This is a genomic window from Lentzea sp. NPDC036955 (genome assembly GCF_055608005.1).
Window position 1 is genome coordinate 595,257 of sequence record NZ_JBVJRC010000004.1, and the last position, 19,746, is coordinate 615,002.

Here is a 19,746-nt window from a genome sequence, read left to right on the forward strand (position 1 = left end):
CGCTGACGCGCACGGGCACGTAGGCTGGTCCTGTGTTCCCCGTGCCGATCTTCAGCATCTGGAACCTCGACGGCATCGTGTACTTCCTCGCCGACCTGGGGTTCACCATCCTCGGGCTGTTCGCGTTCTTCCACGCGCTGAGCCAGCGCGTCGACGCCTACACCGCGGCCGAGCGCATGACGAAGCCGGCGTGGTTGGGCATCACCGGTGGTGGAGCCGCGGCGATGCTGCTGTTCTCGCCGGGCACCTTCGGGTCGATCTTCTGGCTCGCCGGTCTCGTCGCGGTGCTCGTGTACATGGTGGACGTGCGCCCCAGACTCATCGAGGTGCAGCGCGGCCCGCGCTGGTGATCACGAACTCCTACGGCTCCGGCTCGCCCGTCACCCTGGTGGCGCACGGGCTGGGGGCCACGCCCGGTGAGGCGCGCATCCCCGCCTCCGGGCTGCCCGGCACCCGCGTGGTCGTGACGCTGCCCTCCCACGGGTCGGCTCCCGACGCGCCGCCCGGCTACTGGGACTACGGGCGCATCGCCGCCGACCTCGCCACGGTCGAGGCCGACCACGCGGTCGGCGTCTCGCTGGGGGCCGCGGCCCTGGTCAGGCTGCTGTCGCGGCAGCCGCGACGGTTCCGGCGGGTGGCGTTGCTGCTGCCCGCGGTGCTCGACCAGCCGCGCCCTGCGGTCACGCTCCAGCAGCTCTCCGACCTCACCACCGGCCCGCCCGCCTACGTCGAGGACCGCCAGCAGGCGCTCACCAGGCTCGAAGCCGCGGCCGAACAGCTGCCCGGCCAGGTCGCCGTCGCCGACGCCGGACTGCTCGCCCAGGTCGAGGTCCCGGTGCTGGTCATCGCCGCCACGAACGACCCGCTGCACCCCGAGGACGTCGCCGAGGCGACCGCCGGTGCGTTCCCGAACGGCGAGCTGTGGCTGGTCGACTCGCCCGCGCCGATGATCACCCACCGCGCCGGGGTACGCCACAGGTTGGTCGAGTTCTTCGGCGGGTAACCGAACGACATGGCTGAGAAGAAGATCGCATTCCTGGTCGCCTCGGAGGGCATCGAGCAGGTCGAGCTCACCGACCCGTGGACGCACGTCGAGAAGGCCGGTGGCACGCCGCGGCTGCTCGCGCCTGAGCTCGGCGAGGTGCGCGGGTTCAACCACCTCACGCCGGCGGACGCGTTCCCGGTCGACACCAAGCTCGCCGACGCCAAGGCCGACGACTACGCCGGCGCGGTCATCCCCGGCGGGGTGGCCAACTCGGACTTCCTGCGGATGGACGGCGACGCCGTGCGGCTGGTCAAGGAGCTGGTCGCGCAGGGCAAGCCGGTCGCGGCGATCTGCCACGGGCCGTGGCTGCTGGTCGAGGCGGACGTCGTCCGCGGCAAGATGTTGACCTCGTTCCCGAGCCTGCAGACCGACATCCGCAACGCGGGCGGTGACTGGGCCGACCAGGAGGTCCGCGTCTGCGACATGAACGGGTGGACGCTCGTGACGTCGCGCAACCCGGACGACCTGCCCGCTTTCAACCGCGAGGCGCTCAAGGCGTTCGGGCTGGCCGAGTAGCCGGGATCTGCAGCTCCCGGCCCTGCGTCAGCTCAGACGCGTCTCGGCGTAGTGCGCCATGGCGTCACGCGTCCACTCGGCCATGTTGCCGGCACCCTCGACGTCGAAGTTGGCCCGGAACTCGTCCGAGTCGACGTAGAGGTCGCCGAGGCCCTTGTAGGACTCCCGGTTGGGCGTCCAGCTCAGGCAGATCCAGCGGTAGTGGCGGTCGACCAGCTCCTGCGTCTGCGGAGTGTCGACCGCCGCGCCGGCGACGTACAGGGCACCGAGCTGTGTCGCGATGTCCTGCCACTCGGCCATGAACCGGTCCGCGTCGGCCCGGTTCCAGCCCTTCATCTTCCGCTTGCTCTCGGCGATGTGCTCCTTCGCACCCTCGCCGTAGCGCTCGACGAGCTCTGCCTCGTGCCGTTCCTGCTTCTTCGCGTCGAAGCCGTCGAACAGCTCTTCCATCTTCACCTCGTCCCCTCCTTCCAGTTCGGCGATCGTGCGCGCGACGGTGCCCGCCAGCCGGTCCAGCCGCCGCTGCTCGTCACGCAGCCACCGGTGGTGGTTGCGCAGGACGGTCAGCTGGTCCGTGCCGTTCAGCACCTCCGCCACCACGTCGAGGCCCAGGCCCAGGTCGCGCAGCAGCAGGATCTGCTGCAGGCGGTGCACCTGCTCCTTCTCGTAGTAGCGGTAACCGTTGTCGCCGATCCAGGCCGGCGGCAGCAGCCCGATCGAGTCGTAATGCCGCAGCGTCCTGGACGTCACCTTCGACATCCGGGCCACCTGGGCGATCGACCAAGCCATCTCTTCTCTCCTTCGCGCTCTCCAATGACGCTAAAGGTTGACGCAACGTCAATGTCAACGCGACTTTTCAAGTGCACGCGGGGCGCTTTCGTACTCCAGGAGGGCACGCGGGGTCCCCGCGTGCCCTTGGAGGGAACGTGGGGTCCCCGCGTGCCCCCGAGGGGAACGTGGTGCCCCCGCGTGCCGGAAAGTGGAGGGGGAGTGGGGGAGGATGAGAGGTGTGTGGACCATCGGTGGTTCGTTGGAACCCGTACCTGTGCTGTCGCGCCTCGACCTGGTCGCGGAACCGGTCGCGAAGGCGCTGAAGGAGCTGGACGGCGCCGACCGCGTCGCCGTCGCGGAGATCGACCCCTCGCTCGCCGACACCGCCGAGTTCTGCGCCCATTACGGCTCACCGCTGGAGGCCAGCGCGAACTGCGTGGTCGTCGCGGGCAAGCGTGGCGGTGAGGTCCGTTATGCAGCCTGCATGGTGCTGGCGACCATGCGTGCGGACGTCAACGGCGTCATCCGCAGGCGGCTCGACGCGCGCAAGGCGTCGTTCGCGCCGATGGACGAGGCAGTGGCGTTGACGGGCATGGAGTACGGCGGGATCACGCCCATCGGGGTGCCCGCGGACTGGCCGGTCCTGGTGTCGCCCGAGGTCGCCGCCGCCCCCGAGCTGGTGGTGGGCAGCGGCATCCGCGGTTCCAAGATCCTCATCCCCGGCGACGTGCTGCTGACGCTGGCGGGCGCCGAGGTGCTACCCGAGCTCGCCCGCGTACTTGAGCAGTAGCGCGACGGCCTCGTCGACGTCGTCGGTCACGAGGATCCACCGCTCGGCGTCCCGGCCGGCCGCGAGCTTCTGCACGAGCGGTGCGGCCGGGACCTCGTCGGTCCAGAAGGCCGTGCCCAGGAAGATCATGGGCGCGGCCGGGCCGACGCTGCCGTAGTAGTTCTGCGTGAAGTCCTGGAAGACCTCCTGGACCGTGCCCGCCTTGCCCGGCGTGTAGACGATGCCGCCGGTCGCGACGGTCAGCAGGCCCTCCTCGCGCACCGAGTTCGCGAAGTACTTGGCGTGCAGCTCGCAGGCCGGGTTGGGCGGCTCGTGGCCGTAGAACCAGGTCGGGATGCCGATCGTGCGCGGCACCTCGAACGACGGCACCTCCGGGAACGCCGCCAGCCACCGGCCGATCGACTCGTCGTCACCGCCGAACGACGGCGCCTTCGCCAGCTGCGCGAGCACGTCGGCGTCCGCCGAGCCGCAGCGCACGCCCAGCGGCACGGCCTCCATGGCGCCCGGACCACCACCGGTCAGCACGGTCAGGCCCGCGCGGCCCAGTGCGGCGCCGAGCTCGACGGCGTTGCGGTAGCCGTCCGAGCCGCGGGCCAGCGCGTGACCGCCCATCACGGCGACCGGCCGGCCGGTCAGCACCTCGTCGAGCGCCTCGGTGATCGAGTGGTCGTGCAGGCGCTCGGCCAGCGCGTGCAGCGGGTCAGGGTGGTGGCCCTGCTGCTTGCTGTGCCGGTAGATCACCGCGTCCGGGGTGTCGGCGTAGGTCCTCGGGTCAGCCGGGTCGAAGCCCGCGAACAGCTCACCGGGCGTGTAGAGGTGCGAGCGGTACACGTCGTAGGGCACGTCCGGGATCACCGGGAAGATCAACGCGCCCGCCGCCTCCGCCCGGCGCTGCATCGTCTCGCTGAGCGTGCAGCCGAGCAGCAGCGCGCCGTCCATCGGCACGCGCACGTCCTCACGCGTCAGGTCCAGCCCGACGATGACGGCTTTGCGCAGGTCGGGCGCTGCCCGCAGGTGGTCGAGGTCGGTGATTTCGGTCCGCACGGGAAAAGCCTATGCCCCGTGTTGCCGGCTAGAAGATGACCGTCTGGTTGCCGTGCACCAGCACCCGGTCCTCCAGGTGCCACCGCAGCCCGCGGGCCAGCACGACCTTCTCGATGTCACGGCCCTTGCGGACCATGTCCGCGACGCTGTCGCCGTGGTGCACCCGCAGCACGTCCTGCTCGATGATCGGCCCCGCGTCGAGGTCCGCCGTCACGTAGTGGCAGGTCGCCCCGACCAGCTTCACACCGCGCCGGTGTGCCTGGTGGTACGGCCGGGCGCCGATGAACGACGGCAGGAAGCTGTGGTGGATGTTGATCGTGCGGCCGGACCAGTGCGCGCACAGCTCCGGCGGCAGGATCTGCATGAACCTCGCCAGCACCACGGCGTGCGGGTCGTGCTTGTCGACCAGCTGGCGCAGCTGGGCGAAGGCGGCCTGCCTGCCCTCGGGGTCGTTCGCGGGGAACGGGACGTGGTGGAACGGGATGCCGTGCGCGCGCGTGATGTCGCCGAGCTCGGGGTGGTTGCCGATGACGGCGGCCACCTCCACGTCGAGCTCGCCGGTCGCGACGCGGGCCAGCAGGTCGTACAGGCAGTGGCCCTCCTTCGACACGAGGATGACCACGCGCTTGCGCTCGCCGGTGTCGGTGACCGTCCACGTCGACCGCGCGCCCAGCGACGCCGCCACGTCGGCGAAGCGGGTGCGCAGCTCGGTGGCGTCGAAGGGCAGGGAGTCCGCGCGGACCTCCTGACGCGTGAAGAACCAGCCCGTCTCCGGGTCGGTGTGGTACGCGGCCTCGACGATCCAGCCGCCGTTCTCCGCGAGGAACGTGGAGATCCGCGCGATGATGCCGGTGCGGTCGGGGCAGCCGAAGGTGATCACATAGCGGCGTTCAGGCGATGACACGACGGACGAGTATTCACGCCCTGGGCAGCGCCGCCAACAGCGACTCGTCACCGGACACGATCGCGTGGCTCGGACGGGCCCACAGCGCGCGGTAGACCGCGTCGGCGGTGCCAGCGAGGGTGGCGTCGGTGTCGACGGCCGAGTCGAGCACGTCCGTCACGACCGGCGCCTCGCCGGGCGCGAGCCAGACCTCCCAGGCCCGTCCCGCGTCGGCGGCGTGCACGAGGACCCGGCCGGTCACCTCGACGGTGCGGCCGAGCACGAGCTGGCGCGGCATCATGACCGTGAGGAACTCGTCGACGCCGTCCGCCGCGAACTCGGTGCCGAAGACCAGCGACGGCAGGTCGTGGCCGGTGGCGAGCTGCGCGTCCAGGCGGTGGACCGAGGTCTCGTGCGCCTGCCTGCGCGCCCAGAAGTCGGCGACCTGAGGGCCGTGGAACGTCCAGGCCGGACGGTCGGCGGGCACCTCGCGGAGCCGCTGCAGGAGCGTCGCGAGCCCGTTGTCCCACCAGGCGAGCGCCTCGTCCCAGTCCCGGGGCGCCTTCGGCCACTCCGGGCGACCCGCAGCGGGTTCGGTGACGACGCAGGTGCCCGCCCACGTGTGCACCTCGGCGATGTGCCGCACCAGCTCCAGCACCGTCCACTCAGGACACGTGGGGACCGCGGCCCCCGGACCGGCCTGCTCTGCGGCCGACCGCAACGACGAAGCCTGCTTCTCGATCTGCGCGACGAAGTCCACCGGCCCACCCTAGGGTGCGACGGCGGCCCATTCGAGCGAGATCTCGCCCAGCCGCCAGCGCTTGCGGTCGTCCACCACCGGCCAGCCGCGCTCGACCAGCAGCCGCGCCGACTCCACCCAGCGCGCACGGGGTCCGAAGGGAGCGAACGGGGCCGCGGTGGCCCAGCACGCGTCCAGCTCTGCCAGCAGCGCGTGCACCCGTTCGCCCGGCACGTTCCTGTGGATCAGCGCCTTGGGCAGCCGCTCGGCGAGGTCGGACGGCACGTCGATGCCGGACGGCTTGCACGCCAGCGTGAACGTCCGCGGCCCTTCCGCCGACAGCGTCACCCACGTGCAGCGCCGGCCGATCTCGTCGCAGGTGCCCTCGACGACCAGGCCGCCGGGCGCCATCCGCGACAGCATCGTGTCCCACGCCTCGAACGACTGCTCCTCGGTGTACTGGCGCAGCACGTTGAACGCGCGCAGCAGCACCGGCCGCGCGCCCGCGAGCTCGAACCCGCCGCGCCGGAAGTCGAGCAGCGGCGGGTCGGCGACGGCCTTGCCCGCGTCCACCCGCTCCTGGTCGATCTCCAGCCCGAGCACGCGCACGTCCGGCCGCACCGCACGCAGGCGTGCGGCCATCTCGACGGTCGTGATCGGCGTCGCGCCGTACCCGAGGTCGACCACCAGCGGGTCCGCGGCGTCGCGCAGGAACCCCGCGAGCGTGCCGGTCATCCACCGGTCGACCCGGCGCAGGCGGTTCGGGTTGGTCGTGCCGCGCGTGGGCAGGCCGAGCGCGCGGGCCCGGCCGGCCGCTAGCCGCGGTTTTCGAGCCATCGCGAGGTGAACTCGCTCTCCTTGTCGATCAGCACGGCGACCTGCTCGGCGATCATCTTCTCGAGCTTGCCGCCCATCAGCGGGATGCCGACCTTGACCTCCCCCGTGAGGGTGAGCTTCGAGCCGGCGCCGTCGTCGGTGATCGTGAACGCGCCCTCGAGCCGGCCGGGCACACCGCTGATCGTCACCTCGACCGTGCCCGCGCCCGCGGCCCAGTTCTCCGTGCGCTGGATCACCAGGTCGCCGCCCAGTGCGGCCTTGGCGACCGACGGCAGGTGCTCGGCGGGCACGCCCTGCTTGAGCTGGTACGACGTCTTCCCCTCCACCGAGGTGAACGAGATCAGCTCGGCGTTCGGGCCCCCGATGGCGGCCAGCCGGTCGCGCAGGTGGGTCTCGTCGACCATCGCGCCGAAGACCTCCTCCGCCGAACGGGGTGAGGTGGTGTGGTGCTCGATGCGGCGTGCCATGTCGCGGAGGCTACCGTTGACGTCCGTGACCACCACGCAGTCCGTGCCTCTGGCCGAGCGCACCACGCTCCGACTCGGTGGACCGGCCGCGCGGTTCGTCCACGCCACGACCGCAGCCGAGCTGGTCGACGCCGTGCGGACGGCCGACGCCGCCGCCGACGAGAAGGTCCTCGTGCTCGGCGGCGGGTCCAACCTCGTGATCTCCGACTCCGGCTTCGACGGCACCGTCGTGGAGGTCGCCACCAAGGGCTTCCGGCTCGACCCGCTGGGCGGCGGCATCGTCCAGTTCACCGTCGAGGCCGGCGAGGAGTGGGACGCGGTCGTCGCCGAGGCGGTCGCGCAGGGCCTCGGCGGACTGGAGTGCCTGTCCGGCATCCCCGGCTCGAACGGCGCCACGCCCGTGCAGAACGTCGGCGCGTACGGCGTCGAGATCTCCCAGGTGCTGCAGTCGGTCGACCTGCTGGACCGGCGCAGCGGCAAGGTGCACCAGGTGCCCGCGGCCAAGCTCGGCCTCGCCTACCGCACCAGCGTGTTGAAGAACACGGACAACGCCGTCGTGCTGCGGACCCGGTTCTCGCTGACCGCGGGCGGCATGTCCGCGCCGATCCGCTACGCGGAGCTGGCGCGGGTCCTCGGCGTGGCGCAGGGCGACCGCGTGCCGGCCGACGCCGCCCGCAAGGCGGTGCTGGAGCTGCGCCGCGGCAAGGGCATGGTGCTCGACCCCGCCGACCACGACACGTGGAGCGCCGGCTCGTTCTTCACCAACCCGATCCTCGACGACTCGACGTTCTCCGGCGTGCTGATCCGCATCGCCGAACGCCTCGGCACCGACGTCGACGTGCCGACTTACCCGGCGGGCCACGGCTTCCGGAAGCTGTCCGCCGCGTGGCTGATCGAACGCGCCGGCTTCCGCAGGGGCCACCAGGGTCCCGGCGGCCGGGTCGCGTTGTCGGGCAAGCACACGCTGGCGCTGACCAACCGCGGCACCGCCTCCACCGAGGACCTGCTGGACCTGGCGCGCGAGGTGCGCGACGGGGTGCGGTCGGCGTTCGGCGTCGAGCTGCACCCCGAGCCGGTCTTCGTGGGCGTCTCGCTGTAGCTCCCCGGCTCCCACCGCCGTCCGGGTGACTCCGTGTGACGAACGGCTACTTCGCGTGTTTCATTGAGGTAGGGGTGGAACGGAGGTTGCCATGAGCCACCTCGACGACAGCGCGCGAGAGGTCATCCGGCCGGTCAAGCGGATGGTCGAGGACGAGTTCCTCGCCCGGCCCGGCGTCATCGGCGTCGACATCGGCGAGAAGTACACCGGCGGCCGGCCCACCGGCCGGACCGCGATCGTGGTCTACGTGTGCGCCAAGGGACCCGAGCACCCGCAGCAGATCCCGCCGGAGGTCGCCGGCGTGCCGACCGACGTGGTCGCGGAGACGGTCGTGCTGCACCGGGCGCGGCTCTCGCGCTCGGCCGAGGTGCTCGGCGAACCCGGTGCGGCGGAACGGCATCCGGTGCTGCGCGGCGGTCTGAGCATCGGTCCGGCGCGTGCGGTGCGGATGGTGCCGCCGGACGTGCCGGTCGCGGGCGACTACGTGGTCGTGGGCACGCTGGGTGCGTTCGCGGTGACCCGCGAAGACCGGAAGGTGGTGGGGCTCACCACGTTCCACGTCGGCTGCGTGGACGACGCGTGGGCGGTCGGCGACGAGTTCCTGCACCCGTCCAGAGTGGACGGTGGGCTGGTCGGTGCCGACCAGGTGGCCGTGCTCGACCGGGCCGCGCTGGCCGGGTCGGTCTCGGCTGCGGGGCTGCGGATGGGCGGCCGGCCGTTCCGCGCGGAGGTGCTCGACGTCGGCGCGCTGACCGGGACGGCACCGGCCGTGGTCGGCTCGTCGGTGCGGAAACGGGGCCGCACAACGGGTCTGACCTACGGCGTGGTCACGTCGGTGGACGCGACGCTGCGGCTCGACTTCGGTGCCGAACTGGGCGTGCGGACGTTGCGCGACCAGGTCCGCGTGCACTCGGCCGATCGCTTCGGCGACCACGGCGACTCGGGCGCGGTGCTCGTCGACGCGGACAACCGGGTCGTCGGGCTCTACGTCGGCGGAACGGGCACGACCGGGTTCGCGAACCCGATCGAGCCCGTCCTGCGCCTGCTGGACGTGGAGTTGCTCACACCCGGTGTACCCGAGTCGCGGAAGCCTGGGCCCGCGGCTTGAGCACGATCTCGTCGAGGTTCACGTGCGAGGGCCGGGTGACGGCGAACGCGATGACGTCCGCCACGTCGTCGGCCGTCAGCGGCGTGAGGCCCTGGTAGACCTTGGCCGCGCGCTCGGTGTCGCCGCCGAACCGGTTGGCGGAGAAGTCGGTCTCGACCATGCCCGGCAGGACCTCGGTGACCCGCACCGGTTCGCCGAGCAGCTCGCCGCGCAACGTCCGGTGCAGCGCCGACTGCGCGTGCTTCGCGCTCGTGTAGCCGGAGCCGTTGTCGTAGGCGTCACGTGCCGCGACGGACGTCACGGACACGATGTGGCCATCACCGGACGCGATCAGCTTCGGGATGAAGGCCTTGGTGACGAGCAACGTGCCGAGCACGTTCGACTCCCACATCCACCGCCATTCGTCCGGGTCGCCCTCGGCGACGGTCGAGAGACCGCGCGCACCACCCGCGTTGTTCACGAGGACGTTCGCGTGGGGTACCCCCTCCGCGAACGCCGCGACCGAGCCGGCGTCCGTGACGTCCAGCTCGATCGCGGTCCCCTCGATCTCTTTCGCGATAACGTGGAGACGGTCCAGACGACGTGCGCCGAGCACGACGTGGAACCCCTCGGCGGCAAGCCGCCGCGCGGTCGCCTCGCCGATGCCCGCGCTCGCTCCGGTCACTACTGCGACAGGTCGATTCACGACCTCGATCGTAGGCGTCGACCCGGGTGTGACTGACATCACTCGCACCAGGCGGTCGGGCTGGACGTCTTGGTTTGTGGAGGTCAGAACCGTGAAGAGAACCGTTGGTGCGTTGCTCGCCGGCCTGATGCTGCTGTCCGCGTGCTCGAGCGTCGAAGCAGGGTCCGCGAAGCCGGACAGTTCGCTCCCGTCCGCGAAGGTGACCGTGTCCCCCGTGGACGGCACCAAGGACGTCCAGGTCACGTCCCCCGTGCAGGTGGCGGTGGTGGACGGCAAGCTGGAGGCGGTGGCGCTGAAGTCACCGGAGGGCAAAGAGGTCAAGGGCACGCTGACCGAGGACAGGACCGGGTGGACCAACGCCGAGCCCCTCGGCTACGGCAAGACCTACAGCTACTCGGGCAAGGCCGTCGGCACCGACGGCAAGCCGGTCGAGCTCACGGGGTCGTTCACCACGGTGGCGCCGGGCTCGCAGACCCGCGCGACGCTGTGGCCGGGCGACAACCAGACCGTCGGCGTCGCGGCGCCGATCATGGTGAAGTTCGAGGCGCCGGTGCAGGACAAGGCGACCGTCGAGAAAGCGCTGAAGGTCACCAGTTCGGCGAACGTGCAGGGCTCGTGGGCGTGGCTGACCGCCCAGGAGGTGCACTACCGGCCGGAGCAGTACTGGCCGGCGAACACGCAGGTCAAGGTCGAGGCCAAGCTCTACGGCGTGAACTACGGCGGCGGCGCGTTCGGCAAGGCCGACGTGACCAGCGAGTTCACCATCGGCCGCAACCAGGTCGTGAAGATCAACAATCCGACGCACCAGCTCGTGGTGCTGCGCGACGGCCAGCAGGTCGCGTCCTACGCCGCCTCGTTCGGCCGGGACGCCGACCCGGAGCTGACCACGCCGAACGGCACGTTCGTGGTCATGTCGAAGCACGAGACGTTCTCGTTCGACAACCCGCGCTACGGCTACACCAACGTCGTGAAGAAGTGGGCCGTGCGGTTCTCCAACCACGGCGAGTTCATCCACGAGAACAACGACAACGCGGCGAACATCGGCAAGAACAACACCTCGCACGGCTGCGCGAACCTGCTGGAGGCCGACGCCAAGGCGTACTACGACTCGGCGCTGGTCGGTGACCCGGTCGAGGTGACCGGCTCCATCACCACGCTGCCGGCGCAGTTCGACTGGTACGACTGGCAGATCCCGTGGGCGCAGTGGAAGGAGAAGTCCGCCGTCAAGTAGGCGCCCCCGTGCTGCTCCAGCTGTCACGCGGGGGCCCCGCGTTTCCCACAGGGGAACGCGGGGCCCCCGCGTGACGTTCGGGCTGAGGGGAATGTGTGCGTCGACCAGGTCGTTCGTCATTGTGTGCAGCTGACACGCGTGACGGTGGCCGGTGGGGGACGACTGGCCGTCCGTGCGGCGGGACCTCCTGACGCGCCACCGGTGGTGCTCGTCCACGGCTGGGCGCAGACCGGTGCCGCCTGGGACCTGCCGGAGTTCCGCACCTACGCCGTCGACCTGCGCGGACACGGCGAGTCCGACGACTTCGGCGACTACCGCGACAGCGCGCGGTGGGCCGCAGACCTCAGGGCCGTGCTCGACCACACCGGCCCCGCGACCGTCGTCGGCTGGTCCTACGGCGGTCTCGTGGTCGCCGACCACCTGAGGTTCCACGGCACCGCGCAGATCACCGGCCTGGTGCTGGTGGGCGCCATCACCGAGATCGGCCGCGGTCGCCCCGGCGGCGAGACGGGGCCGGTCATGCGGGCCGCGCTGCCCGCCGCGATCACCGACGACGCCGCGCTCGCGGACTTCTGCCGTGCGATGGCACCGCGTCTACCTGGTGGGACGGTCGACGCGCTCACTGCCGCCGCCCTCACCACGAGCCCTAAGGTGCGGGGGGAGCTGTTCCGCAGGGACGTGGGCAGCGCCGACGTGCTGAGGGCCGTCGACGTGCCGACCCTGGTGGTGCACGGAACCCAAGACCAGGTGGTCGCCCCTGCCGCCGCCGAGTACTCCGCCGCCCTGATCCCCGGAGCCGAGTTGAGCCTCTACCCCGACACCGCGCACGCGCCCTTCCTGGAGCAGCGGGACCGCTTCGCCGCGGACCTCGAGAAGGTGGTCCGGTGAAGCGGGTCGCGGTCCTGAGCGTGCACACCTCCCCGCTGGAGCAGCCCGGCACGGGCGACGCGGGCGGCATGAACGTCTACATCGTGCAGACGGCGACGCGGATGGCGCGGCGGGGCGTGGAGGTCGAGATCTTCACGCGCGCGACGTCCAGCGAGCTGCCGCCGGTCGCGGAGCTGGCACCGGGCGTGCGGGTGCGCCACGTCGCCGCCGGGCCGTTCGAAGGGCTCGGCAAGGAGGAGCTGCCGGGGCAGCTCTGCGCGTTCACCGCGGGCGTGCTGAGGGCCGAGGCGCGGCACGAGCCGGGCTACTACGACGCGATCCACTCGCACTACTGGCTGTCCGGGCAGGTCGGCTGGCTGGCGCGGGAACGCTGGGGCGTGCCGCTGGTGCACACGGCCCACACGCTGGCCAAGGTGAAGAACCTCGCACTGGCCGAGGGCGACGCACCGGAGCCGCGGATGCGGGTCATCGGCGAGGAGCAGGTGGTCGCCGAGTCGGACCGGCTGGTGGCCAACACCGACATCGAGGCCGCCGAGCTGGTCAAGCTGTACGAGGCGGAGCCGTCGAAGGTGGCCGTGGTGCCGCCGGGGGTCGACCTCGACCGCTTCACGCCGGGTGACCAGGCCGCGGCGCGGCAGCGGTTCGGCATCCCGCCGGACGCCGTGGTGCTCGCGTTCGTCGGCCGGATCCAGCCGTTGAAGGCGCCGGACGTGCTGCTGCGCGCCGCGGCGGAGATGCTGGTCCGCGACCCCGGGCTGCGGTCGCGGCTGGTCGTGCTGGTCGTCGGCGGGCCGTCGGGCAGCGGGCTGGAGCAGCCGAAGGCGCTGGAGGAGCTCGCGGGCCGGCTGGGGATCGCGGACGTGGTGCGGTTCCTGCCGCCACAGCCGGGTGCGGCGCTGGCGGAGGTCTACCGGGCGGCGGACCTGGTCGCGGTGCCGAGCCACAACGAGTCGTTCGGGCTGGTGGCGCTGGAGGCGCAGGCCTGCGGGACGCCGGTGGTCGCGGCGGCGGTCGGCGGGCTGCCGGTGGCGGTCAACGACGGTGTGTCCGGGGTGCTGGTGCACGGCCACGAGGCCGAGGCCTGGGCGCGGGCGCTCGCGGACGTGGCGCTGCCGCAGCGCGAGCACCTGGCGAGCAACGCGGTCGGCCATGCGCGACGCTTCTCCTGGGACCGCACGACTGACGCCCTGCTCGCGGGGTACCAGGAGGCGGCAGAAGTGTTCCGCCGGGAGGTTTTCGCGTGACCGTCGACGCCGTCATCAAGTCGTTCCTCGACGAACGGGAGATCGAGTACGACCGTCGTGAAGAGGGCAGGTTCTTCGTGACGCTGCCGGGCACCAAGAAGCTGCAGACCAACGTGTGGCTGGTCGAGACGGCGCACGCGCTGGTCGTCGAGGCGTTCGTGTGCCGGCGGCCGGACCAGTCGTTCGAGGACGTCTACCGGTTCCTGCTGCGGCGCAACGCCCGGCTCTACGGGGTGCACTACACGATCGACGCCGAGGGCGACATCCACCTGGTCGGGCGGATCGGCAAGCACGCCGTGACCCCGGACGAGCTGGACCGGGTGCTGGGCCAGGTGCTGGAGGCCGCCGACGGCGACTTCAACCCGCTGCTGGAGATCGGGTTCGCCGACGCGATCCGGCGGGAGTGGGCGTGGCGGGTGTCGCGCGGCGAGTCGCTGGCGAACCTGCGGGCCTTCGAACATCTCGTTTCGGAGTAGGCGCCGCCTCGTTTCGGTCTGGACGGCAACTCCGGCGGCCCTCCGCTCCGTCCGACGGGCATGAGCAGACGAGTGCTGTGGGTGGGAGTCGCGTTGCTGGCCGTCCTCGCGACGGGGTGCGGCGCGGACTCGAAGAGTTCCGGTGGCTCGTCGGTCGCGGAGAACGCCGCACCGCAGCAGCGGGCCGCACAGCCGACAGGGGCGCAGAAGCAACAGGACAACAGCGGTCAGCAGAACCAGTCCGCCGAGTCGGTGCAGCAGCAGGAACGGCAGCTGGTCCGCACGGCGACGGTCGACCTGCGCAGCGACGACGTGCTGCGGTCGATCAGCGACATCAAGGCGAAGGCCCAGCAGGTCGGCGGGTTCGCCGGGCAGGAGAGCTCGACCCAGGCCCGTGGGAGCGTGACCGTGCGGGTGCCGTCGAACGAGCTCGACGGGGTCGTGCGGAGCCTGGAGGACTACGGCGACGTCACGCGCAGCGAGGTCCGCAGCGAGGACGTCACCGACCAGCTGGTCGACGTAGAGGCGCGGATCGCGACGCAGAAGGCCAGCGTCGAGCGGTTGCGCGTGCTGTTCGAGCGGGCCGGGTCGACGGCCGAGATCGCGCAGGTCGAGGGCGAGCTGACCAAGCGGCAGAGCGAGCTGGAGTCGTTGCAGCGGCGCAGCGAGTCGTTGAAGGGCAAGGCCGCGCTGGCGACGTTGACGGTGCAGGTCAGCACCACCCCGATCGCACCGCCGGCGCCGGAGCGCACCGGGTTCGGCGACGCCTTCGTGGCCGGCTGGAACGCGCTCGTGCACGTGCTGCGACTGGTGCTGGTGGGGGTCGGCGGCCTGCTGCCGTTCGTCCTGGTGCTCGGCGTGCCCACGGTGGCGGTGATCTTCTGGCTGCGTCGCCGGAAGCGTGTCACTCCAACGGTCGAAGCAGACGTCTGACGATCTACTGAGAGTGGTCCTTTGTGAAGCGCGGAACGGCTCGGGAGAGAGGGGGAGTCGCATCGAGCCGTCCCGCGTCAAAGGTCCCCGCTGCGTCGATCCGTGGACGGGGGGAGCCGACGGATCTCAAGCGGGCCACGCGATCCGACGGGGGATGACGAACCGCGCCCTTGCCGTCCGCTTGTCGAGTTGAGCGTGGGAGCCGACTCGCGGAGGCGTGACCAACTTCCCAGATACCTGGTTGCGATCACAAGTGCTCGGATTGCTCCATTCGAGTGTATTTAGCGGCGCGAAGTAACGTCTCTGTAGCGATCCCGACTTGCTTGACCTGTTCAGTGGGCTGGCTCACGATGACGGCGCAGGCTGGGTGTACAGCGAGTGAATGAGGTCGCCGCATGGTCTTTCGCAGTCCGTTCCCCGACGTCGAGATCCCCGACGTGTCGCTGCACCAGCTGTTGTTCGGCGACATCGCCGACCGGGTGGACCGCGTTGCGCTGATCGACGGCATGTCCGGCACGTCGCTCACGTACGGCCAGCTCGCCGGTGCCGTCGACCGCCTGGCCGCCGCACTGGCCGCGCGGGGCATCGGCAAGGGCGACGTGGTCGGCGTCCTCAGCCCGAACACGCCGTACTACGCCGTCGTGTTCCACGGCATCCTGCGCGCGGGTGCCACGGCGACGACGATCAACGCGCTCTACACGCCCGACGAGGTGGCCCACCAGCTGCACGACGCGGGCGCGAAGATGCTGTTCACGGTGTCGGTGCTGCTCCCCAACGCCGCACCGGGCGCCGCGAAGGCCGGTGTCACCGACGTCGTCGTGCTCGACGGCGCCGAGGGCTACCCGTCGTTGCCGGAGCTGCTCGCCAACACCGAACCGGTGCCCGAGGTCGAGATCGACCCGGCCGAGGACGTGGCGGTGCTGCCGTACTCGTCCGGCACGACCGCGCTGCCCAAGGGCGTGATGCTCACGCACCGCAACCTGGTGGCGAACATCGTGCAGTGCCAGTCGATCCTCAGCGACGTCGGCCCGCACACCCGGATCCTCGCGGTGCTGCCGTTCTTCCACATCTACGGCATGCAGGTCCTGATGAACAACGGCCTCTACATCGGCGGCGTCGTCGTGACCCTGCCGAAGTTCGAGCTGCCCGAGTTCCTCCGCGTGATCGCCGAGCACAAGACCGACCGCGTCTACATCGCCCCGCCGGTCGCCGTCGCGCTGGCGAAGCACCCGATCGTCGACAACTACGACCTGTCCCCGCTGAAGACCCTCTTCTCCGGCGCCGCCCCGCTCGACGCCGACCTCGCCGCCGCCGTCCGCAAGCGCATCGGCTGCCGCGTCGTGCAGGGCTACGGCATGACCGAGATGTCCCCGGTCAGCCACGCCATCCCGGACGGCCGCGACGACATCTCGGTCGGCACCGTCGGCCTGATCGTGCCGAACCTGGAGTGCCGCCTGGTCGACCCGGCCACCGGCTCCGACGTGGGCGTCGGCGAACGCGGCGAGCTGTGGTGCAAGGGCCCGAACGTCATGAAGGGCTACCTGAACAACCCCGACGCCACCGCCGCCACCATCGACGAGGACGGCTGGCTGCGCACCGGCGACGTGGCCGTGATCGACGACGACGGCGTCGTCTCGATCGTCGACCGCGTCAAGGAACTCATCAAGTACAAGGGCTACCAGGTCCCGCCGGCCGAGCTGGAGGCCGTGCTGCTCACCCACGAGGAGGTCGCCGACGCGGCCGTCATCGGCGTCCGCGACGCCGACGGCGAGGAGGTCCCGAAGGCGTTCGTGGTGCGCCAGGCCGGCTCGTCCATCGACGCGGACGCGGTGATGTCGTTCGTGGCCGCGCACGTCGCACCGCACAAGAAGGTGCGCGTGGTGGAGTTCATCGAGGCGATCCCGAAGTCGGCGTCGGGCAAGATCCTCCGCAAGGACCTCCGTTCCCGCGAACAGTCCTGACCGCGGTCCGAACGCCCCCGGCTCGATCACCGCCGGGGCCGTTCGCCGTATGTGGTGAACGCACGCGGGGACCTTTCGTGCTCTCCGAGAGTACGAAAGCTCCCCGCGTGCGCTCCCCGCGAGTACGAAAGGTCCCCGCGTGCGCTGTCAGAGCTGGCTGACGACACAAGCGGTTGCCTTCGTCAGCGTGGGGACGGGGTACGGCGGGAGGTCCGGCATGGCAGGCTAGCCGCCATGTCTGTCGGAACCTTGGTGCTGCTCCGCCACGGCGAGAGCACGTGGAACGCGGAGAACCTGTTCACCGGCTGGGTGGACGTTCCCCTGTCGGAGAAGGGCGAGAAGGAGGCCCGCCGCGGCGGGTTGCTCCTCAAGGAGGCCGGTGTCCTGCCGGAGGTCCTGCACACCAGCCTGATGCGCCGCGCGATCATGACCGCGAACCTGGCGCTCGACGCCGCCGACCGGCACTGGATCCCGGTCAAGCGCGACTGGCGCCTCAACGAGCGCCACTACGGTGCGTTGCAGGGCAAGAACAAGAAGCAGACGCTGGAGGAGTTCGGCGAGGAGCAGTTCATGCTCTGGCGCCGGTCCTACGACACCCCGCCGCCGCCCATCGAGCCGGGCAGCGAGTTCAGCCAGGACACCGACCCGCGTTACGCGGGGCTGGGTCCCGACCTGCCGCTGACGGAGTGCCTGCTCGACGTCGTGAAGCGCATGCTGCCGTACTGGGACGAGGCGATCGTGCCGGACCTGCGCACCGGCAAGACGGTGCTGGTGGCCGCGCACGGCAACTCGCTGCGCGCGCTCGTGAAGCACCTCGACGGGATCTCCGACGAGGCCATCGCGGGGCTCAACATCCCGACCGGCATCCCGCTGCGCTACGACCTCGACGAGGACCTGAAGCCGATCAAGCCGGGTGGCGAGTACCTCGATCCCGAGGCCGCGAAGGACGCCATCGCGGCGGTGGCCAACCAGGGTCGCTGAAAGTCACGCGGGGGCCCCGCGTTCCCCTCGGGGGAACGCGGGGCCCCCGCGTTCCGCCCCGTGCATCACGGTTGGGTGAACAGGGGCTGACCAGGTGCGGAACAACCGTCCACTGAGGTGTCGCGGGTATCACGGTTCACGCTTCGGCACTAGGCCGGGACACCTCTGAGCTGCTTACCATTCGCCTCGTGACCACAACGGGTTACCTCGCTGTGTCGATCGGCGTCGCGCTCATCGGCGTGATCGCCGCATTCTTCGTTGGCAGGTTCACCGCTCCCAGGAACCCCAAGGCCCCGGAGGGGCTGACGGTGGCCGACCTGATGCAGCGGATCGTCCAGGACGCCCACGACGGCATCGTGGTGCTGAACCACTTCGGTGACGTCGTGCTGCACAACCCGCGGGCCGAGGAACTCGGGGTCGTCCGCAACAACCGCGTCGACGACCGCGCGCGCAAGGCAGCCGAGGCCGTCCGCAACAGCAACGAGGTCGTCTACGTCGACCTGTCGCCGCTGGAGGGCCAGCGCCGCGCCCGGCAGCCGGAGGCGGTGCACGCCGAGGTCAGGCTGCTCACCGAGGGCTTCACCGTGGTCGACGCGAACGACGAGTCCGAGGCCGTGCGGCTGGAGAAGACCCGGCGCGACTTCGTGGCGAACGTCAGCCACGAGCTCAAGACGCCGGTCGGCGCGCTGGCGCTGCTCGCGGAGGCCGTGCTGGACGCGAGCGACGACCAGGAGGAGGTCCGCCGGTTCAGCGCGAAGATCATGCAGGAGGCCACCCGCCTCGGCACGCTCGTCACCGAGCTGATCGCGCTGTCGCGGCTGCAGGGCGCGGAGAAGCTGCCGGAGCTGTCCGACACCGAGATCGACGTCGTCGTCAACGAGGCGCTGTCGCGCTCCAAGCTCGCCGCCGAGTCCGTCAACATCTCGATCACCACCGACGAGCCGAGCGGCTTCGTCGTGCCCGGTGACCGGTCGTTGCTCGTCACGGCGCTGACGAACCTGCTGGACAACGCCGTCGCGTACTCCCCGCCCGGCAGCCCGGTGAGCGTGAGCCGCCGACTGGTCGACGGGCACGTCGAGATCGCCGTCACCGACCGCGGCATCGGCATCGCCGAGGAGCAGCAGCAGCGCGTCTTCGAGCGGTTCTACCGCGTCGACAAGGCCCGGTCGCGGGCCACCGGCGGCACCGGCCTGGGCCTCGCGATCGTCAAGCACGTCGCCGCCAACCACGGCGGTGAGGTGAAGCTGTGGAGCCTCCCGGGAACGGGGTCCACCTTCACGCTGCGGCTGCCGGCCGCGGCGACCGAGATCGACCCGACCCTCGTCCACACCGGCGCGGGTGACACTGGAGGAGAGCTGTGACCAGGGTGCTCATCGTGGAGGACGAGGAGTCCTTCGCCGATCCGCTCGCCTTCCTGCTGCGCAAGGAGGGGTTCACCGCGGCGCTCGCGGCCACCGGCCAGGAGGCGCTGGAGGAGTTCGACCGCAACGGCGCCGACATCGTGCTGCTCGACCTCATGCTGCCCGGCATGAGCGGCACGGACGTGTGCAAGCAGCTGCGCCTGCGCTCCGCCGTGCCGGTGATCATGGTGACGGCGCGCGACAGCGAGATCGACAAGGTCGTGGGCCTGGAGCTGGGCGCCGACGACTACGTGACCAAGCCCTACTCGGCCCGCGAGCTCATCGCCCGCATCCGCGCGGTGCTGCGCCGCGGCGGCGAGTCCGAGGACCTGCTCCCGCAGATCCTGGAGGCCGGCCCGGTGCGGATGGACGTGGAGCGCCACGTCGTCACCGTCGGCGGCCAGGACGTCAGCCTGCCGCTCAAGGAGTTCGACCTCCTGGAGTACCTGCTGCGCAACGTGGGCCGGGTGCTGACCCGCGGCCAGCTGATCGACCGGGTGTGGGGCGCGGACTACGTGGGCGACACGAAAACGCTGGACGTGCACGTCAAGCGGCTGCGGTCGAAGATCGAACCGGACCCGTCGGCACCGCGGCACCTGGTGACCGTGAGGGGTCTGGGTTACAAGTTCGAGTCCTGACGGACACGAC

The 19,746-nt window shown here is 71.0% G+C and carries 22 protein-coding genes; 15 read left to right on the plus strand and 7 right to left on the minus strand.

Features of this window, described 5'->3' with window-relative positions; genetic code table 11:
• The first annotated feature begins 56 nt into the window (after positions 1–56).
• Genes ACZ7CF_RS16350 through ACZ7CF_RS16360 form a run of 3 tightly spaced genes read left to right on the plus strand, consistent with a single transcriptional unit; the run spans position 57 to position 1,561 of the window.
• Complete coding sequence (locus tag ACZ7CF_RS16350) at positions 57–350, plus strand: DUF2516 family protein (protein ID WP_360396893.1); 294 nt, start codon at positions 57–59, stop codon at positions 348–350.
• Positions 347–1,003 carry an alpha/beta fold hydrolase gene (locus tag ACZ7CF_RS16355; protein ID WP_470369906.1) on the plus strand — a complete coding sequence of 219 codons (657 nt, stop codon included), beginning with the start codon at positions 347–349 and terminating at the stop codon, positions 1,001–1,003. Before ACZ7CF_RS16350 ends, ACZ7CF_RS16355 begins: the two co-directional genes overlap by 4 nt.
• 9 nt (positions 1,004–1,012) lie before the next feature.
• Positions 1,013–1,561 carry a type 1 glutamine amidotransferase domain-containing protein gene (locus tag ACZ7CF_RS16360; RefSeq protein ID WP_470369907.1) on the plus strand — a complete coding sequence of 183 codons (549 nt, stop codon included), beginning with the start codon at positions 1,013–1,015 and terminating at the stop codon, positions 1,559–1,561.
• Between the two features lie 27 nt (positions 1,562–1,588).
• Here the strand turns inward: ACZ7CF_RS16360 and ACZ7CF_RS16365 are convergent, their stop codons facing one another.
• Positions 1,589–2,350, minus strand: coding sequence for a MerR family transcriptional regulator (locus ACZ7CF_RS16365; protein ID WP_360396870.1), 762 nt, complete (start codon positions 2,348–2,350; stop codon positions 1,589–1,591).
• A gap of 211 nt (positions 2,351–2,561) precedes the next feature.
• On the opposite strand from ACZ7CF_RS16365, the gene ACZ7CF_RS16370 reads away from it, so the two are divergent.
• Entirely contained in the window at positions 2,562–3,122 is a 561-nt protein-coding gene (locus tag ACZ7CF_RS16370; protein WP_360396871.1) for a YbaK/EbsC family protein, read from the plus strand.
• Here ACZ7CF_RS16370 and ACZ7CF_RS16375 read toward each other — a convergent pair.
• Genes ACZ7CF_RS16375 through ACZ7CF_RS16395 form a run of 5 tightly spaced genes read right to left on the minus strand, consistent with a single transcriptional unit; the run spans position 3,090 to position 7,092 of the window.
• Complete coding sequence (locus ACZ7CF_RS16375; RefSeq protein WP_470369908.1) at positions 3,090–4,166, minus strand: LOG family protein; 1,077 nt, start codon at positions 4,164–4,166, stop codon at positions 3,090–3,092. The genes ACZ7CF_RS16370 and ACZ7CF_RS16375 overlap by 33 nt on opposite strands.
• Positions 4,167–4,194: 28 nt before the next feature.
• The gene (gene purU / locus ACZ7CF_RS16380; protein ID WP_470369909.1) at positions 4,195–5,070 is read right to left on the minus strand and encodes a formyltetrahydrofolate deformylase; all 876 of its coding nucleotides are present in this window, start codon (positions 5,068–5,070) and stop codon (positions 4,195–4,197) included.
• Between the two features lie 13 nt (positions 5,071–5,083).
• Entirely contained in the window at positions 5,084–5,809 is a 726-nt protein-coding gene (locus tag ACZ7CF_RS16385) for a maleylpyruvate isomerase N-terminal domain-containing protein (protein ID WP_470369910.1), read from the minus strand.
• Positions 5,810–5,818: 9 nt separating this feature from the next.
• On the minus strand, positions 5,819–6,625 hold the full coding sequence (locus tag ACZ7CF_RS16390; protein ID WP_360396875.1) for a class I SAM-dependent methyltransferase: 807 nt from the start codon (positions 6,623–6,625) through the stop codon (positions 5,819–5,821).
• Positions 6,604–7,092 carry a DUF2505 domain-containing protein gene (locus ACZ7CF_RS16395; protein ID WP_458430102.1) on the minus strand — a complete coding sequence of 163 codons (489 nt, stop codon included), beginning with the start codon at positions 7,090–7,092 and terminating at the stop codon, positions 6,604–6,606. The genes ACZ7CF_RS16390 and ACZ7CF_RS16395 overlap by 22 nt, the downstream gene beginning before the upstream one ends.
• On the opposite strand from ACZ7CF_RS16395, the gene ACZ7CF_RS16400 reads away from it, so the two are divergent.
• Together ACZ7CF_RS16400 and ACZ7CF_RS16405 are read left to right on the plus strand one after the other, a co-directional pair.
• Positions 7,091–8,191 carry a UDP-N-acetylmuramate dehydrogenase gene (locus tag ACZ7CF_RS16400; RefSeq protein WP_360396877.1) on the plus strand — a complete coding sequence of 367 codons (1,101 nt, stop codon included), beginning with the start codon at positions 7,091–7,093 and terminating at the stop codon, positions 8,189–8,191. The genes ACZ7CF_RS16395 and ACZ7CF_RS16400 overlap by 2 nt on opposite strands.
• A 91-nt stretch (positions 8,192–8,282) precedes the next feature.
• Positions 8,283–9,299: a chymotrypsin family serine protease gene (locus ACZ7CF_RS16405; RefSeq protein ID WP_470369911.1), complete on the plus strand. Its 1,017-nt coding sequence runs from the start codon at positions 8,283–8,285 to the stop codon at positions 9,297–9,299.
• Here the strand turns inward: ACZ7CF_RS16405 and ACZ7CF_RS16410 are convergent.
• Positions 9,253–10,023 (minus strand): SDR family NAD(P)-dependent oxidoreductase, encoded by a 771-nt coding sequence (locus ACZ7CF_RS16410; protein WP_470369912.1) that lies wholly within the window; start codon positions 10,021–10,023, stop codon positions 9,253–9,255. The genes ACZ7CF_RS16405 and ACZ7CF_RS16410 overlap by 47 nt on opposite strands.
• An 88-nt stretch (positions 10,024–10,111) precedes the next feature.
• On the opposite strand from ACZ7CF_RS16410, the gene ACZ7CF_RS16415 reads away from it, so the two are divergent.
• The 9 genes from ACZ7CF_RS16415 (at position 10,112) to ACZ7CF_RS16455 (ending at position 19,736) form a co-directional block, all read left to right on the plus strand.
• On the plus strand, positions 10,112–11,215 hold the full coding sequence (locus ACZ7CF_RS16415; protein ID WP_458434295.1) for a L,D-transpeptidase: 1,104 nt from the start codon (positions 10,112–10,114) through the stop codon (positions 11,213–11,215).
• Between the two features lie 123 nt (positions 11,216–11,338).
• On the plus strand, positions 11,339–12,103 hold the full coding sequence (locus tag ACZ7CF_RS16420) for an alpha/beta fold hydrolase (RefSeq protein ID WP_360399899.1): 765 nt from the start codon (positions 11,339–11,341) through the stop codon (positions 12,101–12,103).
• Positions 12,100–13,347, plus strand: a complete 1,248-nt coding sequence (gene mshA, locus ACZ7CF_RS16425) for a D-inositol-3-phosphate glycosyltransferase (RefSeq protein ID WP_470369913.1) — start codon at positions 12,100–12,102, stop codon at positions 13,345–13,347. The genes ACZ7CF_RS16420 and mshA overlap by 4 nt, the downstream gene beginning before the upstream one ends.
• Positions 13,344–13,823 carry a type III secretion system chaperone family protein gene (locus ACZ7CF_RS16430; protein ID WP_360399893.1) on the plus strand — a complete coding sequence of 160 codons (480 nt, stop codon included), beginning with the start codon at positions 13,344–13,346 and terminating at the stop codon, positions 13,821–13,823. Before mshA ends, ACZ7CF_RS16430 begins: the two co-directional genes overlap by 4 nt.
• A gap of 60 nt (positions 13,824–13,883) precedes the next feature.
• Positions 13,884–14,756, plus strand: a complete 873-nt coding sequence (locus tag ACZ7CF_RS16435; RefSeq protein ID WP_470369914.1) for a DUF4349 domain-containing protein — start codon at positions 13,884–13,886, stop codon at positions 14,754–14,756.
• 395 nt (positions 14,757–15,151) lie between these two features.
• Positions 15,152–16,717, plus strand: coding sequence for an AMP-binding protein (locus tag ACZ7CF_RS16440; protein ID WP_470369915.1), 1,566 nt, complete (start codon positions 15,152–15,154; stop codon positions 16,715–16,717).
• Positions 16,718–16,951: 234 nt separating this feature from the next.
• Positions 16,952–17,698, plus strand: a complete 747-nt coding sequence (locus ACZ7CF_RS16445) for a phosphoglyceromutase (protein ID WP_360399884.1) — start codon at positions 16,952–16,954, stop codon at positions 17,696–17,698.
• 188 nt (positions 17,699–17,886) lie between these two features.
• The gene (locus ACZ7CF_RS16450) at positions 17,887–19,059 is read left to right on the plus strand and encodes a sensor histidine kinase (RefSeq protein WP_360399882.1); all 1,173 of its coding nucleotides are present in this window, start codon (positions 17,887–17,889) and stop codon (positions 19,057–19,059) included.
• Complete coding sequence (locus ACZ7CF_RS16455; RefSeq protein WP_360399879.1) at positions 19,056–19,736, plus strand: response regulator transcription factor; 681 nt, start codon at positions 19,056–19,058, stop codon at positions 19,734–19,736. Before ACZ7CF_RS16450 ends, ACZ7CF_RS16455 begins: the two co-directional genes overlap by 4 nt.
• Positions 19,737–19,746 lie beyond the last annotated feature (10 nt).